16 protein-coding genes and 1 pseudogene are annotated in these 18,776 nt (G+C 51.5%); 9 read left to right on the plus strand and 8 right to left on the minus strand.

Annotated elements, in window-relative coordinates; genetic code table 11:
* Window positions 1–4: 4 nt before the first annotated feature.
* From INP78_RS04680 to INP78_RS04715, 8 genes are all read left to right on the plus strand, one after another.
* Entirely contained in the window at window positions 5–721 is a 717-nt protein-coding gene (locus tag INP78_RS04680; RefSeq protein WP_194740984.1) for a sulfite exporter TauE/SafE family protein, read from the plus strand.
* Window positions 722–788: 67 nt separating this feature from the next.
* Window positions 789–1,628: a DNA ligase gene (locus tag INP78_RS04685; protein ID WP_194740985.1), complete on the plus strand. Its 840-nt coding sequence runs from the start codon at window positions 789–791 to the stop codon at window positions 1,626–1,628.
* Between the two features lie 14 nt (window positions 1,629–1,642).
* A complete protein-coding gene (locus INP78_RS04690; RefSeq protein ID WP_194740986.1) occupies window positions 1,643–2,062 on the plus strand; it encodes a hypothetical protein in 420 nt (139 codons plus the stop codon).
* A 1,114-nt stretch (window positions 2,063–3,176) separates the two neighbouring features.
* The gene (gene hrpA / locus INP78_RS04695; protein WP_194741139.1) at window positions 3,177–7,271 is read left to right on the plus strand and encodes an ATP-dependent RNA helicase HrpA; all 4,095 of its coding nucleotides are present in this window, start codon (window positions 3,177–3,179) and stop codon (window positions 7,269–7,271) included.
* Between the two features lie 36 nt (window positions 7,272–7,307).
* The gene (locus INP78_RS04700; protein ID WP_194740987.1) at window positions 7,308–8,222 is read left to right on the plus strand and encodes a hypothetical protein; all 915 of its coding nucleotides are present in this window, start codon (window positions 7,308–7,310) and stop codon (window positions 8,220–8,222) included.
* A 13-nt stretch (window positions 8,223–8,235) separates the two neighbouring features.
* A complete protein-coding gene (locus INP78_RS04705) occupies window positions 8,236–9,753 on the plus strand; it encodes a DUF4118 domain-containing protein (protein ID WP_228522636.1) in 1,518 nt (505 codons plus the stop codon).
* Complete coding sequence (locus tag INP78_RS04710) at window positions 9,750–10,424, plus strand: winged helix-turn-helix domain-containing protein (protein WP_194740988.1); 675 nt, start codon at window positions 9,750–9,752, stop codon at window positions 10,422–10,424. The genes INP78_RS04705 and INP78_RS04710 overlap by 4 nt, the downstream gene beginning before the upstream one ends.
* A 77-nt stretch (window positions 10,425–10,501) precedes the next feature.
* Window positions 10,502–12,382 (plus strand): potassium transporter Kup, encoded by a 1,881-nt coding sequence (locus tag INP78_RS04715; protein ID WP_194740989.1) that lies wholly within the window; start codon window positions 10,502–10,504, stop codon window positions 12,380–12,382.
* Window positions 12,383–12,456: 74 nt separating this feature from the next.
* On the opposite strand, the gene INP78_RS04720 is transcribed toward INP78_RS04715, so the two are convergent.
* From INP78_RS04720 to INP78_RS04755, 8 genes and pseudogenes are all read right to left on the minus strand, one after another.
* On the minus strand, window positions 12,457–12,774 hold the full coding sequence (locus tag INP78_RS04720; protein ID WP_194740990.1) for a hypothetical protein: 318 nt from the start codon (window positions 12,772–12,774) through the stop codon (window positions 12,457–12,459).
* 158 nt (window positions 12,775–12,932) lie between these two features.
* Window positions 12,933–13,460: a TIGR00645 family protein gene (locus tag INP78_RS04725; RefSeq protein ID WP_194740991.1), complete on the minus strand. Its 528-nt coding sequence runs from the start codon at window positions 13,458–13,460 to the stop codon at window positions 12,933–12,935.
* Between the two features lie 234 nt (window positions 13,461–13,694).
* Window positions 13,695–14,732, minus strand: coding sequence for a GTP-binding protein (locus INP78_RS04730; protein WP_194740992.1), 1,038 nt, complete (start codon window positions 14,730–14,732; stop codon window positions 13,695–13,697).
* Window positions 14,733–14,854: 122 nt separating this feature from the next.
* Window positions 14,855–15,844, minus strand: coding sequence for an FRG domain-containing protein (locus INP78_RS04735; RefSeq protein ID WP_194740993.1), 990 nt, complete (start codon window positions 15,842–15,844; stop codon window positions 14,855–14,857).
* Window positions 15,845–15,895: 51 nt separating this feature from the next.
* Window positions 15,896–16,111, minus strand: a pseudogene (locus INP78_RS04740) (HigA family addiction module antitoxin); the annotation flags it as partial.
* Window positions 16,112–16,217: 106 nt separating this feature from the next.
* Window positions 16,218–16,622: a type II toxin-antitoxin system HicB family antitoxin gene (locus INP78_RS04745; protein WP_194740994.1), complete on the minus strand. Its 405-nt coding sequence runs from the start codon at window positions 16,620–16,622 to the stop codon at window positions 16,218–16,220.
* Window positions 16,623–16,637: 15 nt separating this feature from the next.
* The gene (locus INP78_RS04750) at window positions 16,638–16,820 is read right to left on the minus strand and encodes a type II toxin-antitoxin system HicA family toxin (protein WP_194740995.1); all 183 of its coding nucleotides are present in this window, start codon (window positions 16,818–16,820) and stop codon (window positions 16,638–16,640) included.
* Window positions 16,821–16,901: 81 nt separating this feature from the next.
* Entirely contained in the window at window positions 16,902–17,420 is a 519-nt protein-coding gene (locus INP78_RS04755; RefSeq protein WP_194740996.1) for a MarR family winged helix-turn-helix transcriptional regulator, read from the minus strand.
* Between the two features lie 107 nt (window positions 17,421–17,527).
* Between INP78_RS04755 and INP78_RS04760 the strand changes: the two genes are divergently transcribed.
* Window positions 17,528–18,703, plus strand: a complete 1,176-nt coding sequence (locus INP78_RS04760) for an MFS transporter (protein ID WP_194741141.1) — start codon at window positions 17,528–17,530, stop codon at window positions 18,701–18,703.
* The last annotated feature ends 73 nt before the right edge of the window (window positions 18,704–18,776 follow it).

The following is an 18,776-nucleotide window of genomic DNA, read 5'->3' on the forward strand; positions in this document are numbered from 1 at the left end:
CGGCATGTTAGCCAGCTTACTCCTGACCGCCTTTGTCATGGGGCTGGCAGGCGGCCCGCATTGCATAGCCATGTGTGGTGCGGCTTGCGGCGCCATGCAGTCTTCAGTCACTACCACCAGCCAGTTTCGTTCGATTCCGTTACGCGTCATCAAAACCGTTCCCTGGAGTTTCTACCTGGGCCGCATGCTGGGTTACGGCATGCTGGGGGCGATCGCGGCAGAAACTTTGCGCGGCCTGGCCTGGTTATCTAATCAAAGCCATGTATTTCAACCATTGTGGACCTTCTCACACACCCTGATTTTTGCGTGGGGCGTGTTATTGCTGGTCACGGGGCAGCAACCGCAATGGGCCGTGCAGCGCGCGCAACAAGTCTGGGCATGGATTAAACAGCGTACCGAACACGCCAAACTAGGGTTTTTACTCACAGGCATGATCTGGGCCTTGTTGCCATGTGGATTACTCTATTCGGCCGTGATGCTTGCCTCATTGCAATCGCAATGGTTACAAGGCGCACTGGTGATGATGGCTTTTGCCTGTGGCTCTGCCACCGTGCTGGCACTTGCACCTTTGATCTGGCGCGCCAGCCAGCAATCCATGCCGAGCTGGTTTAAAGAGTCTACCGGCATGCGCCTGAGCGGCGTGTTGCTTATCGCCCTCAGCGTGGTCGCGTTGTGGATGGACGTCATGCATCACGACAAGTTGTGGTGCCAATTGCTTTAAGCGTTGCTTTTATTGCCTGTATTCTGTAACTTCCAATTGTTAAATTAATTTAACAGTTGGAGGCCTCATGCTCGTGGCAGCGCGGTACATACTGTGTATTTTTCTCTTGTTGCTGGTTGTGCATAGCCATGCGCAAGCCCCTGCCATTTTGCTGGCGCAGATTTACCATGATGATATCCAGGTGCAGGACTACCTGGTCAGTGAAAAGCTCGATGGTATTCGCGCGGTCTGGGATGGCCAGCAATTCACCAGTCGGCAAGGTCATCCCATCCATGCACCCGCCTGGTTTAGCCAGGACTTTCCCCAGCGGCCATTAGATGGCGAGTTATGGATAGGTCGTGGCCAATTTGAGCAACTATCCTCCACCGTCAGGCAAACGCAGCCAAATGACGCCGCCTGGCGACAAGTCGCTTATTATGTATTTGAGTTGCCTGATGCTGCTGGCGATTTCTTACAGCGAGCGCAGCAAATTGTGCAAATCGTCCAGCAAGCACACAGTCCTTATCTCAAAAGCCTGCCGCAGTTCCGTGTTAAAGATCGACAAGTGCTTAAAAGAACGCTGGATCATATTGTAGCTCAACGTGGCGAAGGCCTGATGCTGCATCGTGCCGATGCGCCATACCTCACCGGCCGCAGCCATGTCTTGCTCAAACTCAAGCCGCAACTGGATGCAGAGGCCACAGTGATTGCCCATGTGCCCGGCAAAGGCAAATACCAAGGTAAAATGGGCGCATTGCTGGTAGAAACCCCGGCAGGTATCCAATTTAAACTGGGCACCGGATTCAGCGACGCCGAGCGTGCGCATCCACCGCCCATCGGCTGCCAGGTGACTTATACTTACCGTGATGTGACCAAAACGGGTAAACCCAAATTTGCCAGTTTTTTGCGCATCCGCCCGCCGGAATAGATAAAGGAAAACATATGAAGTGGTTCGCAGGACTCTTAAGTTGCTGGATAGCAGCCAACGCCTACGCGCTGGATTTAAGCGGTGTGTACGCTTGTACGGGCGACGATGCGCACGAAGGCAAATATACCGGCACAGTGACTATGAAATTGCGTCCTGAGCATAGCAAAGGCGCAGATGCCAGCTACGACTTCCAGCTCGAAGTGCCTGATTATGGTGTCTACAAAGGCCACGCAGCAGCACATGGCATGCACGCCGCCATGCATTTTGCCTTGCCAGCAGAGGATGGCGAATATGGTGGCAAAACGCATGATTATGGCACTGGCATTGCTGAGTTCAAGAAAAATGCCAAAGGGCAATTAAGTTTCAGGAAGTTTTATTTTGAACCTGGGTTTAAGGGTGGGAATACTGGGGTGGAGGAGTGTGTTAGAAAGTAATTTTTTCACTGCGCGCATGCAATATTGCAAGTGGTTTGCAGCACCTCGATGTGGTTGCTATCCAGGCTGGTGAGAATGCAATAAAAGGTTGTTCTTTGATTGATTGTCGTAGAGTGGTGACGGATTCTTCGCCGGTGGTTTGCCTGTTTTGTGTGTTACGGCGACACTCGTCATTCCGGCGTAGGCCGGAATCCAGGCAGGATGGGATTTCTCGCAACTGATTATTTGTTGGACGGTTGCTTTTCGCTTTTTCAGCGAGTTACTTTTCTTTGCTTGCCCAAAGTAGTCGTAGGGTGGGCATGAATGCCCACGCGTTAGTGGTTGTTTGTCAGGTTGCTTTTCGCCTTTTTGGCGACCATTCTTTCTTATGCTTGTCCATAAGAAAGAAGGCAAAGAACAAGACACCCCAGCTTCCGCTTGTTCCCTGCGCTACTCAGATTGTCGGGCGGCCATCGAAACTCAACCTGGCAGCTCACACAAAGCGTGAGCTGCTGCGGGATTCGGACAGCCGATGGCCGAGTACTCCCGCCAACCCTGCGTTGCTCGGCGCGGCAGATGGGGACCCCGAACACCTACTGAGCGCAACGGTTGGTGATTTTAAGAAATGAATCTGGTTTTTTAACCGTTCCAACTTTCACGCTGCTACTTAAATGAGAAGAATCCCATTCCATCACGCTGAGTAGCGGAGACGAAGTGGGGGTAGTCGGCCATCGTCTGTTCGAGTTCCGCGGTGGCTTGCGTCTTTTGCAAGCCGCTAGGGCGAGTTTCGATGGACGCCCACTTTGTTGATAACTAAGACTTCGTAGAGGTCTGTTACGACGTAGGCTAACTCGCGCAGCGATGTTAAGCGTAGCGGCCGTAGCCAACAACGCAAGGGAGCCGAAGGCCGTGATGGCTGGGTGTCGTCCTCTTTGGTTACTTGTCTTAAGGACAAGCACCAGAAAGTGACTCGCCTAAAGGCGAAAAAGCAGCCTATCAAACAAGAGAAACTTAAGTTATATGTAAGCTCTGAGAATGCATGTCATTTCGCCTGCCATGTTAAAATCTCCACCCTATGACCGCCGTCTCTCCAATCCAACTCATCACCCAGCTCGAAAAACAACTTTCCCAGTGCATGCTGGCTGACCGCTTTCCGCTTAAGCGTCGCTTGCAGCAGCTTAAAGAGGCGTTAAAGCAGAACAAACCTGTCGATAAAACCCTGGTGGAGATTGCACATAAAGTGCAGGCTTCGCAGCAGCGTTTGCAAGCGCGGTTGGCGGCATTACCCAAGCCGGAATATCCGCAGGAATTGCCAGTGAGTGGCAAGAAAGACGAGATTGCCGCGGCGATTGCCAAGCATCAGGTGGTGATTGTGTGTGGTGAAACCGGCTCAGGTAAAACCACGCAGTTGCCTAAAATTTGCTTAGAACTCGGTCGCGGTGTGAGTGGCTTGATTGGTCATACGCAGCCGCGCCGGATTGCGGCGCGCTCAGTCGCTTCTCGTATTGCGCAGGAGTTGAATAGCCCGCTGGGTGAAGCGGTGGGTTACAAGGTGCGCTTTAATGATAAGTTGTCCGAGAGTAGCTATGTCAAGCTGATGACAGATGGCATTTTGCTGGCGGAGACGCAGAGCGATAAGTTTCTCAATGGCTATGACACTATCATTATCGATGAGGCGCATGAGCGCAGCCTGAATATCGACTTTTTGCTGGGCTATCTCAAACAGTTATTACCCAAGCGGCCGGATTTGAAAATCATCGTCACCTCTGCGACGATTGATGCGGATCGATTCTCTAACCATTTCAATGGTGCGCCGGTGATTGAAGTCTCTGGCCGCACATATCCTGTTGAAATTCGTTACCGACCGCTGGGCAATAAAACCACCATGGTGGCGGTGGAGGTGCCGGTGGATGACGGTCTGGACGATATAGACCGTTTTGCGCAGGACCTCATGGGCATCAAGCGCAAGCCGCCGCGTACCGAAACACGCTGGCTGGAAGAAGATGACGAAGAAGAGGTGATGGAAGACGCCATCCTCGACACGGCCGAGGATTTGTTGCGTTTAGGCGATGGCGATATTCTGGTGTTCTTGCCTGGTGAGCGTGAAATCCGTGATACGGCCGACCATTTACGTAAATATCAGGGCCGTTCGCCTAAGCTGAAGTCGATTGAGATTTTGCCGTTGTTTGCCCGGCTGAGCATTGAGGATCAGCAAAAGATTTTCCGCCCAGGCGGCCAGCGCCGCATTGTGTTGGCGACTAACGTGGCAGAGACGTCGCTGACGGTGCCAGGCATTAAGTATGTGATTGATGCAGGCTTGGCGCGTGTGAATCGCTACAGCCCGCGCGCCAAGGTCGAGCAGTTGCAGATTGAAAAAATCTCGCAAGCGGCTGCCAAGCAGCGGGCAGGGCGTTGTGGCCGGGTGTCTAACGGCATTTGCGTACGCTTGTACTCAGAAGAAGATTTTAACCAGCGTCCGGCGTTTACCGATCCTGAAATTTTGCGCAGCTCGCTGGCCAGTGTGATTTTGCGCATGGCCGATTTGCGACTGGGCGATGTGGCCGAGTTCCCGTTTATTGAGGCGCCTTCGTCACGCCTGATTAGCGATGGCTACCAGTTGCTGCAAGAGTTGGGCGCGGTGACCGAGCGCCGCGAAATCACCGAATTGGGTCGGCAAATGGCCCGTTTGCCGCTGGACCCACGCGTGGCGCGCATGATTATTGCGGCGAAAAAAGAAGGCTGTTTGCGCGAAATCCTTATTATCGCCAGTGTGCTCAGCATGCAGGACCCGCGCGAGCGGCCCATGGATAAACGCGAAGCGGCGGACAGCGCGCACGCCAAGTTCAAGGCGGATGACTCCGACTTTATGAGTTATCTCAAATTGTGGGAGTGGTACGAACAGGCGTTAAAAACCAAGAAATCCAACCGCGATTTGCTCAACCAGTGCCATCAAAACTTCCTGTCCTTTTTGCGCCTGAAGGAGTGGCGCGAGTTGCATGCGCAATTGCTGGATATGGTCGAGGAGATGGATTTTAAGCGCAGCGACAAAGAAGCCAGTTATGAGCAGGTGCATAGGGCTTTGCTGTCTGGTTTGCTGGGTAATATTGGCTTTAAAGACGGCGACAGCGAAACCTATGCTGGCGCGCGCGGCATTCGTTTTACTATCGCGCCGGGCTCAGCCCTGAAAAAAAATCGCCCTAAATGGGTGATGGCGGCCGAGCTGGTGGATACCACCAAGTTGTATGCGCGTGTCGTTGCAAGAATTGACCCAGACTGGATAGAGCCGATTGCCAATGAAGGTGGCAGCCGTGACCTGACGCAAAGCGACTATACCGACCCGCGCTGGGATAGAAAAACCGCGCAGGTGGTGGCCTGGGAGCGCGTGAGTTTGTATGGTCTGACCATTGTGCCCAAACGCCGTGTGCATTACGGGCCAATCAACCCGACCGAAGCACGCGAGATTTTTATCCGCGAAGCGCTGGCGAATATGGAGTTCGATACGCGCGCGCCATTTTTTGAAGCGAATCGCCGCTTGATCGCGGAAGTTGAGGCCTTGGAGCACAAGGCGCGTCGACAAGACGTGTTGGTGGATGAATACCAGTTATTTGTGTTTTACGACAAAGTGGTGCCGCCGATTGCCGAGCCTGGTCAGCAAACGCCTTACCGCATTTATAATGGCGCCGCGTTTGAAAAATGGCGCCAGGATGCAGAAAGAATCAATCCGAAAGTGCTGCATCTGACGCGCGAGTCGCTGATGCGTCACGGTGCCAGCGCCATTACCGAGGTACAGTTTCCTGAGCAAATGACCATCGATGGCGAGACAGTGCCGCTCAAATACCGTTTCGAGCCTGGTCATGTGCTGGATGGCGTGACGGCGACGATTCCGTTAGCTTTGCTGAACCAGTTGGATGCCACGGTAACCGAGTGGCTGGTGCCTGGCATGGTGCGTGACAAGGTGACCGCGCTGATTAAAGCCTTGCCTAAAACTTTGCGCCGCGTCTGTGTGCCAGTGCCGGAGTTTGTGACGGGTTTTCTTGAGTGGGCGGAACAACAACCTGGCTCGTCATTCCCGCGCAGGCGGGAATCCAGTCAAGGTGATCACGTGGATGCTGGCCTGGATTCCCGCCTGCGCGGGAATGACGGGATGATTTTGATGTTGGCTGAGTTTATTAAGCACAAAACCGGCCTGAAATTAAATCCAGAAGAATTCGACCTGGCAGGCCTGGACCCGCATCACCTCATGAATTTTAGTGTAGTCGATGAAAAAGGTCGCGAATTGGGCATGGGCCGTGACTGGCACCTGCTCAAGAAGCAACTTGGCTCGGCTGCCCAGTTGACCTTTAGAACCGGATCACCGGGCATTGAGAAGTCTGGCCTCAAACAATGGGATTTTGGCGATTTGCCAGAAACGCTGACGTTTAGCAAAGATGGCCGCCAACTCACAGGTTACCCGGGGCTTGAAGACAATGGTGATAGCGTCGCTATCAAACTGTTTGATACGGCAGAAGTTGCGGCCGCTTCGCACCGCAAAGGCGTGTGTCGATTAATGCGTTTTGAGCTCAAAGAGCAAATCAAGCAGCTCGAAAAAGGCTTGCCTGGCTTTAACCAGTATGCCTTGTTATTGCGCGCCATCATGAACCCGGATCAACTGCGCGAAGACATGCTGCAAGCCATTGCCGACCGTGCGTTTATTGCCGAGGATGAGTTGCCACGTACCAATGCGGCTTTTATGCAGCTCAAGGCACGCGCCCGCACGCGCTTGCCTGCCGTCACCGAGGCCTTGACGCGACAGGCACAACTGATTGCCAATGAGTATCAAACGCTGGCGACACAGTTGCAAAAAATGACACCGGTGACGCAAAAAATCAAACGGGAATGTGAGCAGCAATTGCAAGGCATGCTTTATCACGGTTTTTTCAGCCAGACGCCATGGGAGCAATTACCGCATCTGCCGCGATACCTCAAGGCGATTAAAATGCGCATCGATAAATATCCAACCAGCATAGAGCGTGATGGCCGCCATGCACAAGCGCTGGCGCAGCTCGAGCAGCGTTGGCAACAAAAGGTAGAGCAGTTGCGTAAGGCGCATCTACCTGTAACCAACCCGTTACAAGACTTTACGTGGCAGTTGCAAGAGTTGCGTGTATCATTATTTGCGCAGGAATTAAGAACCCCTTATCCTGTCTCAATCAAACGTCTTGAAAAACTCTGGCTAGAAATACAATCGTGATGCGTAACATCCGCTCATTTGTGATTAATTCTGTTGATGCAGCCTTCTCCTTTTGAACCCTTTAGTACGCCAAACTGGCTAAAGCCCAAGCAACGCGACCGCGTGTTGCATATCCCGGCACGCCTGATGTGGGCGGTACTGCTATCGCTACTGTTTCATGCGATTCTGTTCTGGGGATTTTTACTCGACTTGCTCAAGCCGCTCGAAGAGCCCGCGCAAGAGCCGTTGAATATTGTGCTGGATCTCGGCGTACCTGCGCCGAAAACGCCTAAAGTGTCTCCACCGCCAGAAATGCCGCCGGAGCCACCCCCTCAGCCGCAACCTAGGCCGAAGCCACAACCTAAAGCTGAGCCAAAACTACCGAAAAAGGTCATTCAATCGCAACGGCCAGATAGCCCGTTTAAATTGCCCGAGCCTAAGCCGCAAAACCGGCCTGAGCCAACACCGCCTATGCCACCGCCACCGGTGGAAGATTTTTCCAACTTTATCAAGCGTAGGCAGTCGGATCGTAACTCAGATGAAATGGCTGCCAAGCAGATCAACGATGCCGCCGCTGCCGCTGAGCGTGGCCCGTCAGAAGACGAGCGCCGCACCAAAAACATCATGAACAACCTTAAGTTTGGCACTAACGGTTTGTTCCAGATTCGGCGCATGGACCCGTTTACTGCCACCTTCAGCTTTAAAGGCTGGGTCAATGACTACACCTCGGCCAATACGCAGTATTTCGATGTTGAAGCACGTAATGGCGAGGATATTCGCCTGGTGATGATGCGCCGTATGATTGCGATTATCCGCGAGCATTACAACGGTGATTTTGACTGGATATCCAACCGCTTGGGGCGCACGGTATCACTGTCTGCACGGCCTGCAGACAATGCGTTCCTTGAAGACTTCTTAATGAAGGAATTCTTCGGGCCCAATTATAAAAACCTGGATGTGTACGGGCGCTAGCCAGCGCGCAACGATGATGCCAGGCGACTTCGATCATCCGCTGTTGACGAAACGGCCACCTTGGCAAAGTTATTTAGTCCTGATGGCTAGCCTGGCCTTGGTTTCAGGCATGGGCGTGCATTATTTTGCTGCACTGGGTGTGGCTGTCATTACGCTGCTTTACCTGTTGTGTGTGCTGTGGGCGGCTTATTTCCTGCGTTTCTCTCACGCCTTGCTGACAGCGATCGTCGCTGTTTTACTCATCAATTACTTTTTTATCGAGCCGCGTTATACCTTTTGGATCGCCAGCCTGCAATCCTGGCTGATGTTATCGGTGTTTGCTGCGCTGGCCTTGATGGTGAGCCGTGCCATGCAGCAACTCAAGCAGCAGCGGCAGCAGGCGCAACAATCAGCGTTACAGTCACGTTTTTTCCAGTCATTGGCCGAGTTGCTGGCCATGCAAGCCAGTGTGGAGGACTTGTTGCAGGCTGCCTGCCAGCATGTGCAGGACGTGTTCGGTTGGCAGGTGAGCGTAGTGCAACTGTCCGATACCGGTGCATTAAGCTGTTTGGCGGGGGTGCCGATACCCGCACTGGAAGCCTCCAGTGTGCAATGGGCGCTGGATTATCAGCGCGCCATCGGGGCGGGCACTGCAGACTGGCCTGAACTGGATATTTGCCTGCTGCCGTTTGGCTTTCCACAACGTGAAGTGCTGGTGGTTGCTCGCCATGCCACGCCTGACCTGCATTTTTTACGTCTGCTGACGCATCAAATTGCACAGGCGGCGATAAAGCTACGCCAACAAATCGCCCTGGCTGAGGCCGCACGCGATGCCAGTGAAGCCAATTTCAAAAAGACACTGCTCACCGCGTTATCACACGATATGCGTACACCGCTCACCGCCATCCTCGGCGCAGTCAATGTGCTGGCAGATACACAGATTGCGCTGGCGCCAGCGCAGTCCGCACAGTTATTGCAAAGCATACAAGCCGAAGCCAGCTATCTGACACAGGCCACAGAGAATATCCTGACCCTGGTGAAGCTGGAGGCGGGCGCCAGCAGTTTGCATCTGGACTGGGAGTCGCCACAAGAAATCATGCAGCATGTTGCACAGCGTTATTTACAACGTACACCTGCGGTGCCGTTGAAGATCACTTTTCCGGAGTTGGATGCAGCGCAAGAAGTCCTGTTTAAAGCCGATGCGGTATTGGTGGCGCATGCGCTGGCCAACCTGATTGATAACGCCTTGCAATGGCGTGAGCCGGGCACCGCCATTGAAATCGACATGCATATTGCATCCTCTTCGTTGGCATTGTCTGTGCGTAATCAGGGGCCTGGCTTCCCACCAGGTTTTGTGATCTCTGCGTTTGAGTCAGCCAAGCCTGCTGCTGCAGGCACGCGTGGTTTTGGGCTGGGGTTATCCATTGTGGATACTGTGATGCAACTACATGGCGGGCAAGTAGAGATAGGCACCAGTGCCGACCAGCGCACCGAGGTGCGCCTGCTGTTTCCCTTTGTTTATGCCGCAGACTTAATCAAGGCCGATACATGAGCGAGCAGGCGACCCTATTATTGGTAGAAGACGACCCCGGCGTATATCAGTTTTTATTACCCGCGTTGTCGGCGCACGGCTACCGCGTGCAACATGCGCGTGACCTGGCGCAGGCGCGCGAGGCCACTGGTTTTGCCATGGTGATTCTCGATTTAGGCTTGCCGGACGGGCAGGGCGAGCAGTTTATCCCGCATCTGCGCAGTTATTCCGATGTGCCTATCCTGGTATTGTCGGCGCGCCAGGATGAGCTGGATAAAGTGCATTGCCTGAATCTGGGCGCTGATGATTACCTGATGAAACCATTTGGTTTGCAGGAACTGCTGGCCAGGGTGCAGGTGGCTTTGCGGCGCACTGCCATTATGCAGATGCGCGACCACGTTTATCAACATCAGGCATTAGTCATTAACCGCGCCAGCGGCATGGTGACCAAACATGGCGAACCCTTGCATTTAAGCCCGATTGAGCACGCTTTGCTCATGTTGCTGGCCAGCAAGCCCGGCACTATTTTTACCCATAGCCAGTTGCTGGCGCAGGTGTGGGGGCCGGATTATATCGACGACACGCATTACCTGCGTATCCACATTGGCCGTTTACGCGCCAAGCTGGAAGATCAGCCCGCCACGCCGCAAACCTTGCTCACCGAGCTGGGTATCGGTTACCGCCTTGCCTAGTCCTTAAAACGTTGTTTATGCGATTGATATACCGTTAGTCGCACACTGCCTCCATCAATCAACCACAAGGGGATGTGATGGACAATCTTTCCATACGAAAAAGCAGTTTGGCAGCACTGGCGTTAGGGGCAATAGGCGTGGTGTACGGTGATATAGGCACCAGCCCGCTGTATACCATACAAGTGATTTTTAGCGAGAGCACGGGCGTGCCGCTTAACCAGGCCAATATCCTGGGCGCGATCTCGTGTATTTTCTGGCTGCTGATGTTTGTAGTGACATTTAAATATGTGCTGCTGGTGCTACGTGCGAACAACAAAGGCGAAGGCGGAGTCATGGCCTTGCTGGCGCTGGCGGTCTCCAGTTTGCGCCCGCAAGATAAGCGCGCCAGTGGGTTGCTACTATTAGGTGTGCTCGGCGCCGCTTTGTTTTATGGCGATAGTGTGCTTACGCCCGCCATTTCGGTGCTGTCTGCGGTAGAGGGCTTGCAAGTCGCTTCGCCCGCACTGGCGGCGCAAGTGTTGCCGATTACCATCGCTATCCTCATCGGCCTGTTCTGGTTTCAACGCCATGGCACGCATGCCGTCGGCCGTTTCTTTGGCCCTATCGTCATTGTCTGGTTCCTGGCGCTGGCGACCATCGGCGTGCATCAAATTGCGCAAGCGCCAGAAGTATTACAGGCGCTGCATCCGCAACATGCCTGGCAGTTTTTGCAAGCGCGTGGTGCCGGTGTGTTTATCGCCATTGGTGCCATCTTGCTGGCAGTGACAGGGGCTGAGGCTTTGTATGCTGACATGGGCCATTTTGGCCGCCCGGCCATACAACTCGCCTGGCTGGGACTGGTGTTTCCCTGTCTGGCTTTAAATTACCTGGGGCAGGGCGCCTTGTTGCTGCAACACCCTGAGGCGGTCAGCAATCCGTTCTACCTGTCTTTCCCGCAACCATTGCTGATTCCTGCCGTGATCCTTGCGACATTGGCCACCATTATTGCCTCGCAAGCGGTGATTTCCGGCGCCTTTTCCATGACGCGGCAGGCGATTCAATTAGGCTTTTTGCCACGCATGCGCATCATTCATACCTCGGCCAGTGAGTCCGGCCAGATTTACATCCCAGCAGTGAATTGGGCGCTGTTGCTGGCTGTGATTATCGTCTGTCTGGCTTTTCAAAGTTCGTCAGCGCTGGCCTCAGCGTATGGTATTGCCGTCACTGGCACCATGCTTATTACGACGATCTTGCTGTTTGTGGTGATGCGTCATCGCTGGCAGTTTCCGGCCTGGTTGGTCTGGGTGTTGACCGCTACTTTAGGCACGGTGGACGCCGTATTGCTGAGCTCGGCCTCCATGAAATTTATGCAAGGCGGCTGGTTTCCCATCGCGCTCAGTGTGTTGCTTATTGTGCTGATGACTACCTGGAAAAAGGGCCGTTATACCTTACTGAACGGCATTGCCGAGAACGACCCCAAGTTGGAACCATTGCTCGCTACGCTAGCCAGCAGCACATTGCCGCACGTGCAGAGAACGGCGGTGTATATGGTGTCTAATCTGGACACCGTACCGCAGGCCTTGATGCATAATCTCAAGCATAACCAGGTGCTGCATCAGCGTAACCTGTTTGTGAATGTGTCGTTTGAAGACGTGCCCTTTATGAATACCGCTGAGCGCGTGACTGCCAAACGCCTGGCCGATGGTTTCTGGCAAGTGCAGTTGCGTTATGGCTTTATGCAGCATGCCGATATTCCGCAAGCCTTGCTGCAACTCAATCTGGATGGCGAAAAACTGGATCCGTTTACCAACTCCTACTTTTTGAGTCGCGATATTATTGTGCCAGACGTCGGGGGTGCCATGCCGCGCTGGCGTGACCAGCTGTTTTCAGTCATGTCACGCAATGCCAGCAGCGCCGTGGAGTACTTTAATATCCCAGCCAATAGCGTTATTGAGTTAGGTAGCCGGGTACAGCTTTAATCAGTCTTTTGCAGCCACCTTTGCGTGGTGGCTGCAACTAAAAAAAGCCCCAGTGATGGGGCTTTTTGGTTGGTTTAAGTTTTGTGGCTACGGGTCGCAGGCTGTTCATGTAGCAATTTATACACCTGCTCAATTTCCTTTTGTTCTGCCGTATCCAGCACACCGTCCTGATTAGCATCCATGTGCTCAAAGGTTTTTTTCTGGTGCGTCGTATCCCCTTGCAAATACTCCTGCAACGAAATCACGCCATCTGAATTTTCATCCAAATAACTGATGCTGTAATTCGCTGGTATGTTGTGGCAATCCGGCATCGCCGTGTGCTCATCGGCATGTGATTGTTGATACAGCGAAGGCAGCAAAAAAATCATAAAAGTAAATACTGGTATTTTCATATTAAATCACCCCGTCATCTCATCCCAAGTACGTAGCTGATAAGATTATCGCGATAGCTAACAGGTTCCACGCGAAGCAGGCTCTTTGCAAGATTTAATCTCTGCTGAAGACAACAAAAAACCCGCACCAGGCGGGTTTTTGTCACAGCTTGAATCTGCTAATGGTCGCTGCTGCCGTGCCCGGCAATTTTGTCCATCCAGGCAAATAGCACGCCGGTGATGATAAAGGTCAGATGAATGCCCACCAGCCACGCCATTTGCTCGGTGGTGAAAGAAGCGGTGCCGGAGCTTTGGTGCACAAACGCTTTCAGCAGGTCGATGGCAGAAATCGCCACGATAGAACCAATCAGTTTGAGTTTCAGGCCAGAGTAATCGACTTTACCCATCCACTCCGGGCGGTCTTCGCTGTCGGCGGTATCAATACGCGACACAAAGTTTTCATAACCACTGAAAATCACCATAATCAGCAAGTTGCCCACCAGGGTGATGTCTACCAGCGCCAGCAATGAAAGCACGGTTTCCTGCTCAGAGAACGAGGCTAAGTGCGAGACGATGTGAAAAAACTCCTGGCCAAACTTCACCAGCAAAATAAACAAGCCACCCACCAGGCCGAGATACATCGGCGCCATCAACCAGCGGCTTCTAAAAATCCAACCTTCTAACAATTTTTCTAAATAATGGCCCATATCAATTCCTATTTAATACAACTTTTATTGCCTATACCGAACTCAAATAAATATTCGAGCGGGATGAAGTGCAAGGCGCCCGGAACACAGAAACCGGACAACTAACGCAGTGTTGCGACGAAGGCTAACTCGCGCAGCGATGTTAAACGTAGTGGCCGAAGTCAATGTACATTTAGTACATGAGGATTTCGAGTACCGCGCAACGCAACAATTCGCCCGCGCAGTATTTATTTTTTAAAACTGCGTCAGCATTGTGCGTACAGCTTCCTCATCAATCCCCTTGCCGATAATCACAATGCGGCTAATGGGCTCTTCTTCGTCCCAACCTTCGAGCAGCGTAGGCGGGTAGGGCGTAAAGTGCACCGCGTGTATCGCCAGCGGCGCAGGCGCATCTTCCACGTGCAAAATGCCTTTTAAACGCAGCAACTTTTCACCGTGGGTTTGGCATAGCTTGAGAATCACGCCTTTAAAGTCAGCCCACGCCATTGGCTTAGGCAAATACACCGTAAACGTATTCACATCGTCATGCGCAGGCGCTTTAGGCAAAGTGCCTTTTTTCGCAGCACTAAACCCACTCGCAGGCGCACGCAACCAGCGCTGCGGGTTGGCCTGCTTGTTAGCAAAGTCAAACAACCCAACGTCAATAATCTGCATCGGGTCTATCTCGCCATGCGACACAAACTCTTGCGTCGCATTCGGGTTAATCTCAGTCAGCTTCGCCTGCAAGGCTGCAATCTGCTCAGGTGTCGCGGTGTCACGCTTGGTAATCAGCAACACATCCGCCACTGCGGCTTGTTTGAGCGCTTCTTTCTGCTGCTCAATCTGCTGCAAACCATATGCCGCATCTATCGTCACCACCACGGCGTCTAAACGATAAACCGACTCAATCACCGGCTCATTCATCAGGTTAGCCAAAATCGGGCCAGGGTCAGCCATGCCTGTGGTTTCAATCACCAGACGGTTAAACTGCGGCACGGCTTGCAAACTGCGCTTAAAAAATAAATCGCGCATGGTGTCCGCCAGCTCGTTTTTGAGCGAGCAACACAAGCAGCCAGAACTCAACAATACTGTGTTGTCAGCAATATGCTCGCTCTCAATGGTTTGCGAAATTTGGCTATTGGCAAAAATCTGGTCCAGGCCTGCCTCACCGAGTTCGTTAATGATCACGGCGGTGTCTTTCATCGCCGGGTTATGCAGCAGTTTGTTAAGCAGGGTAGTTTTGCCGCTGCCCAAAAAACCAGTGAGCAGCGTGACGGGGATGCGGTTGTCCATAGTATTTCTGATTAAACGAGAGTGGAGGGTATTTTAACGCGGATGAATGTTGGTGATACTAAGTGTTTCAACTTATATGGTGATGTAGCCATAAATCACAAGAGGTTAGAAATTATTGTCTTCTATTGGATTGGTACTCTACGAATAGCGCGAGCTCTGGCTGTGACAGGTTGCAGCATTTTTAAATGCCATTCAGCATCTGCAAGAAGTGAAGATACCTTCTCATCCGTCAGTAATCTTCTATAGCTGTTTAATGTCGTTATCTTCGTCAGTTCTTTACGTATTGTTTTTAAATGTCTTATCCGAATTCCATGTGGGTCTTTTGCGAATGACTCCAATGCTTTCTCAATCAGGTCGGCAGGAATCTCTCGACAAGCAATAATTTCCGAAGCAACGTCAGCTAGTGGGTCAGGTGGAAACAATTTTTCACCTCCAGAAAACATCTCAAGAAAGTATTCACCGATATGTTTTTGATGATTAAATTGCATCATCTTGACATCTGTCCAGCCATCAAAAGCGTGGCAGAATGGGAGCTCAGTCACCCAGGCACACTGTTCGGTTGGTCTTGGCAAAGCTTGGGGACCTAGGGGGAAATAGTTATTAAGATTTATTGGGTTGACTCGATAGATGATTCCGGATCCTGAAGTCATTGGTTGCCAGCCGCTTTTGGTTTCGTAGCAAGTAGCAAAAAATGCGCTTACATTGAAATCATCTGTAAGATCGAGATATCCCGTGGGTATTCCATAGTGCTGTGCTAGTGCAATTCGATCAAGCTCTAGTTTTTGATTGGCAGCATGTGAGGTAATTGGATGGTGATCGAGTTCTTTGGAAAACCACCATGATTGAGCAAGTCTAAGTACAATTTTGGCTTGATCTGAAATAGCATACTTCCATAATTCACCTGTATTTTGAGAGGTCATTCCCCTAGCAATAGAAGGTAACATAGGCGTGTAGCGTTTATTTTGCCCACGATACAAACTTTCTACCGCAAATGGAATTGCTCCTCTCTGATCTTCTTCGGAGTACCAATACCAACTTTTTTCTCGTCTGTTCTGATGATCAATAAAGTCTTTTGAGATTTCAAGGAGTATTGATGCAGGTACTGTTTGCATATGTAGTCAATACAGTAAAAGTTGCATAGGCTCAGAGTAAAATAAAGCTTTCTAAGCCGCTTTTTGTTCTAAGGGTTTTATTTTAATCAGTGTCTCTGCCATCTGTTCCTTTTGAGTGGCTGTTTCATAATCCATTTGTAAGCCAGTCCAAAAGGCATCGTTTAATCCAAAGTACTTGGATAAACGTAAGCTTGTATCAACGGTAATCGCGCGTTTACCGGCAATAATTTCTGCAATACGCGCTTGTGAAACGCCAATCTCTTTTGCAAGGCGGTATTGTAAGGTTTTAACATATTTATGGTCAGATAAAAGTTAAAGCTCTCGATGTTTTGGGGTTAACAGAGACTTGATTGATTCTAAAAGGGTTGCCAGCCTATTTATCATGCGCCAACGCCGATAACGCCGCTCTTGCTAGAAAACCACTCCGTGTTTCGTGATTGCTGGCAACATAATGGTCAATACGATTAAGTACGAACTTAGGCAGGCTGATATTCACGCGCTCTGGTTTTGCATCCAATTCGGTTAAATCCACATCGACAAATCCCCAGGCCGCCTCTTTAAACGCTGGCTGAGTTTTCAGCGTTTCAATTTCGCTGACCTTAATATCAACTGATTCACCCAGTTCTAAAAGAGTTTCGATATGTCCGATAATGGCTTCTTTGGCGTTTCTTAAGGCTTCGTCTACGGTGTCTCCAAAAGAGAAGCAACCAGGGACGTCTGGCACTGTAACGCCATAACTGGAGTTGGGGTCTTTGTGAATGGCGATAGGGAATAACATGCTATTTCCTTTCGGTTACTTTAAGCCTGCTTGTTTCAAAATACTACGCACGGTGCCTAGCGGTAAGTCCTTTTTGGGGTGCGGTACTGTAACCAGGCCAGGTTTGCTTGGGTGCTTTAAATGGTGATGACTGCCTTTTGTTCTGACGATTTGCCAACCATCTTCGTGCAGCATTTGCAGTAACGATTTGGAGTCCATTAAAGTGCCCTTGTTAAGTGCATTTTTGTGTATTTTTACACAAAAATGTGAGTGTGGTCAATCTCTGCTGCTTTAAAGCAGTTATGTTGTTGGCACATCAATTGGCGCCTCCAGCACGGATAAAAACGTCACCAAATGTTCTTCTAATTGCTTGCGTGCCTCAGCCGGTAGTAAGTCGAGTATGGCTTGTTCATTGGCAATATGTGCTTCCACGGCCTGATTAATCAAGTTCAATCCTGCTTCTGTGAGTTGCACAGGCATACTACGCATATCTGCATCGCTTTTCACCCGTTCTACCAACCCAATTTTTTCCAGGCGTTGTAGTCGATGTGTCATGGTGCCTGAGGTGACCATGAGTGATGAATACAGTGCTGTGGGTGCCAGGCAGTAGGGGTGGCCTGCGCGTCTTAAGGTGGCAAGCACATCAAACTCCCAACTGCTCATGCCGAACTGCTCAAAGGTTTGGTCTAGCTTGCGCCTGATCAGCATTTCGCAGCGTGCTAGTCGGCCTATCAGCCCCATCGGGCTTGGGTCGAGGTCTGGCCGCTCGCGGCGCCATTGGTCCATGATGTCATCGACCGCGTCGTTTTTTCTTGTCATGTGTGCTCCTGATTTTGTCTTGACTTCAAGATAAATTAACCATACTCTGAAACTATCTTGAAGTTAAGATAACTCTTATATTAACCTAACTGGTGGAGACGTGTGTGATGAATGTAGGGCGCTTGTGGCTGACGGTGGCAATTCTGTTGGTGGCAATTAATTTGCGTCCAGCGATGGCTGCGCTTGGGCCGTTGCTGGATTTAATTGAGCAGGCAACTGGATTGGATGCAACCGGGGCTGGCTTGTTGACCACGTTGCCGGTTTTCTTGATGGGGGTGTTTGCTTTATTGGGGAGGTTTTTACGCAAGGCGCTGGGCGAGGTGCGCGGCGTTAACTTAGGCATTACGTTGATTATGCTGGCCTGTATCAGCCGTGCATGCTGGGGCTCGTCTATCGGTTTGCTGGCTAGTGCTGCGGTAGTTGGGCTGGGCATTGCTTTGGTGCAGGCACTGCTGCCGGGTTTTATAAAAGGGCAGTTTGGCGCAAACACTGGGCGGGTGATGGGATTTTATGCCACGGCGATTATGGGCGGTGCCGCAGTTGCTGCTGCGAGTGCCGCCAGACTTAATGAGTCACTGGGTTGGCAATACACACTGGCTGTATGGGCATTGCCTGCCTTGCTGGCTTTGATTGGCTGGAAAGGCGCAACAATGGCGCTTGTGCCTACAGATGCACCCGCTCGCCAGCAAGCGCCTATGCATTTCTGGCGCTATCGCAGGGCTTGGTCACTGATGTTGTTTTTTGGCCTAAGCACGGGCGTTTATACGCTGATTCTGGCCTGGTTGCCGCCGTTTTATATTGAATTGGGCCAGAGCCGACAGTTGGCGGGCGACTTGCTAGCCGGACTGACGCTGACAGAAGTGATTGCGGGGATGATGGTGGCCAGTGTGGTGGGCAAATATCCAGATCGCCGGCCTTTATTGTTAGTGGCGTTGGGTTGCACGCTATTGGGGTTAGCCATCATGATTATGTCACCCGTTAGTCTGGCATTGGCTGCGATAGTATTACTCGGCCTGGGCGTGGGGGCGTTGTTTCCGTTATCTTTAATTTTAGCGATGGATCATCTGGAACGGCCCGCATTTGCCGGTGACCTGGCGGCCTTTGTGCAAGGTGGTGGCTATATGATTGCGAGCCTGATGCCGTTTTTAGCAGGCTGGGTAAAACGGGAGTTTACGAGTTTGTCACTGGCTTGGGTAGGCGTGTTTGTCACGGTATTTGCCATCACTTTATTGGCATTCAAATTTTCACCTGCGAGCTATCGCAAGGCGTTCTCTGATAAATAGTGCCGATTAAGCTGGTGTGCATCAGCTGATTTGCATTAGTCGGTCAGATTTTCTAAAACAACATTGCAATCAT

The sequence above is a fragment of the Methylophilus sp. 14 genome, from assembly GCF_015354345.1.
Lineage (GTDB): Bacteria > Pseudomonadota > Gammaproteobacteria > Burkholderiales > Methylophilaceae > Methylophilus.

Excerpts from the sequence above, each read along its gene's own strand:
- INP78_RS04680 (WP_194740984.1), top strand. The coding sequence starts at position 5 with ATGTTAGCCAGCTTACTCCTGACCGCCTTTGTCATGGGGCTGGCAGGC.
- INP78_RS04700 (WP_194740987.1), top strand. The coding sequence starts at position 7,308 with ATGCAGCCTTCTCCTTTTGAACCCTTTAGTACGCCAAACTGGCTAAAG.
- INP78_RS04750 (WP_194740995.1), bottom strand. The coding sequence starts at position 16,820 with ATGGACTCCAAATCGTTACTGCAAATGCTGCACGAAGATGGTTGGCAA.
- INP78_RS04705 (WP_228522636.1), top strand. The coding sequence starts at position 8,236 with ATGATGCCAGGCGACTTCGATCATCCGCTGTTGACGAAACGGCCACCT.
- INP78_RS04685 (WP_194740985.1), top strand. The coding sequence starts at position 789 with ATGCTCGTGGCAGCGCGGTACATACTGTGTATTTTTCTCTTGTTGCTG.
- INP78_RS04710 (WP_194740988.1), top strand. The coding sequence starts at position 9,750 with ATGAGCGAGCAGGCGACCCTATTATTGGTAGAAGACGACCCCGGCGTA.
- INP78_RS04690 (WP_194740986.1), top strand. The coding sequence starts at position 1,643 with ATGAAGTGGTTCGCAGGACTCTTAAGTTGCTGGATAGCAGCCAACGCC.
- INP78_RS04725 (WP_194740991.1), bottom strand. The coding sequence starts at position 13,460 with ATGGGCCATTATTTAGAAAAATTGTTAGAAGGTTGGATTTTTAGAAGC.
- INP78_RS04730 (WP_194740992.1), bottom strand. The coding sequence starts at position 14,732 with ATGGACAACCGCATCCCCGTCACGCTGCTCACTGGTTTTTTGGGCAGC.
- INP78_RS04735 (WP_194740993.1), bottom strand. The coding sequence starts at position 15,844 with ATGCAAACAGTACCTGCATCAATACTCCTTGAAATCTCAAAAGACTTT.
- hrpA (WP_194741139.1), top strand. The coding sequence starts at position 3,177 with ATGCTGGCTGACCGCTTTCCGCTTAAGCGTCGCTTGCAGCAGCTTAAA.
- INP78_RS04715 (WP_194740989.1), top strand. The coding sequence starts at position 10,502 with ATGGACAATCTTTCCATACGAAAAAGCAGTTTGGCAGCACTGGCGTTA.
- INP78_RS04760 (WP_194741141.1), top strand. The coding sequence starts at position 17,528 with ATGAATGTAGGGCGCTTGTGGCTGACGGTGGCAATTCTGTTGGTGGCA.
- INP78_RS04745 (WP_194740994.1), bottom strand. The coding sequence starts at position 16,622 with ATGTTATTCCCTATCGCCATTCACAAAGACCCCAACTCCAGTTATGGC.
- INP78_RS04720 (WP_194740990.1), bottom strand. The coding sequence starts at position 12,774 with ATGAAAATACCAGTATTTACTTTTATGATTTTTTTGCTGCCTTCGCTG.
- INP78_RS04755 (WP_194740996.1), bottom strand. The coding sequence starts at position 17,420 with ATGACAAGAAAAAACGACGCGGTCGATGACATCATGGACCAATGGCGC.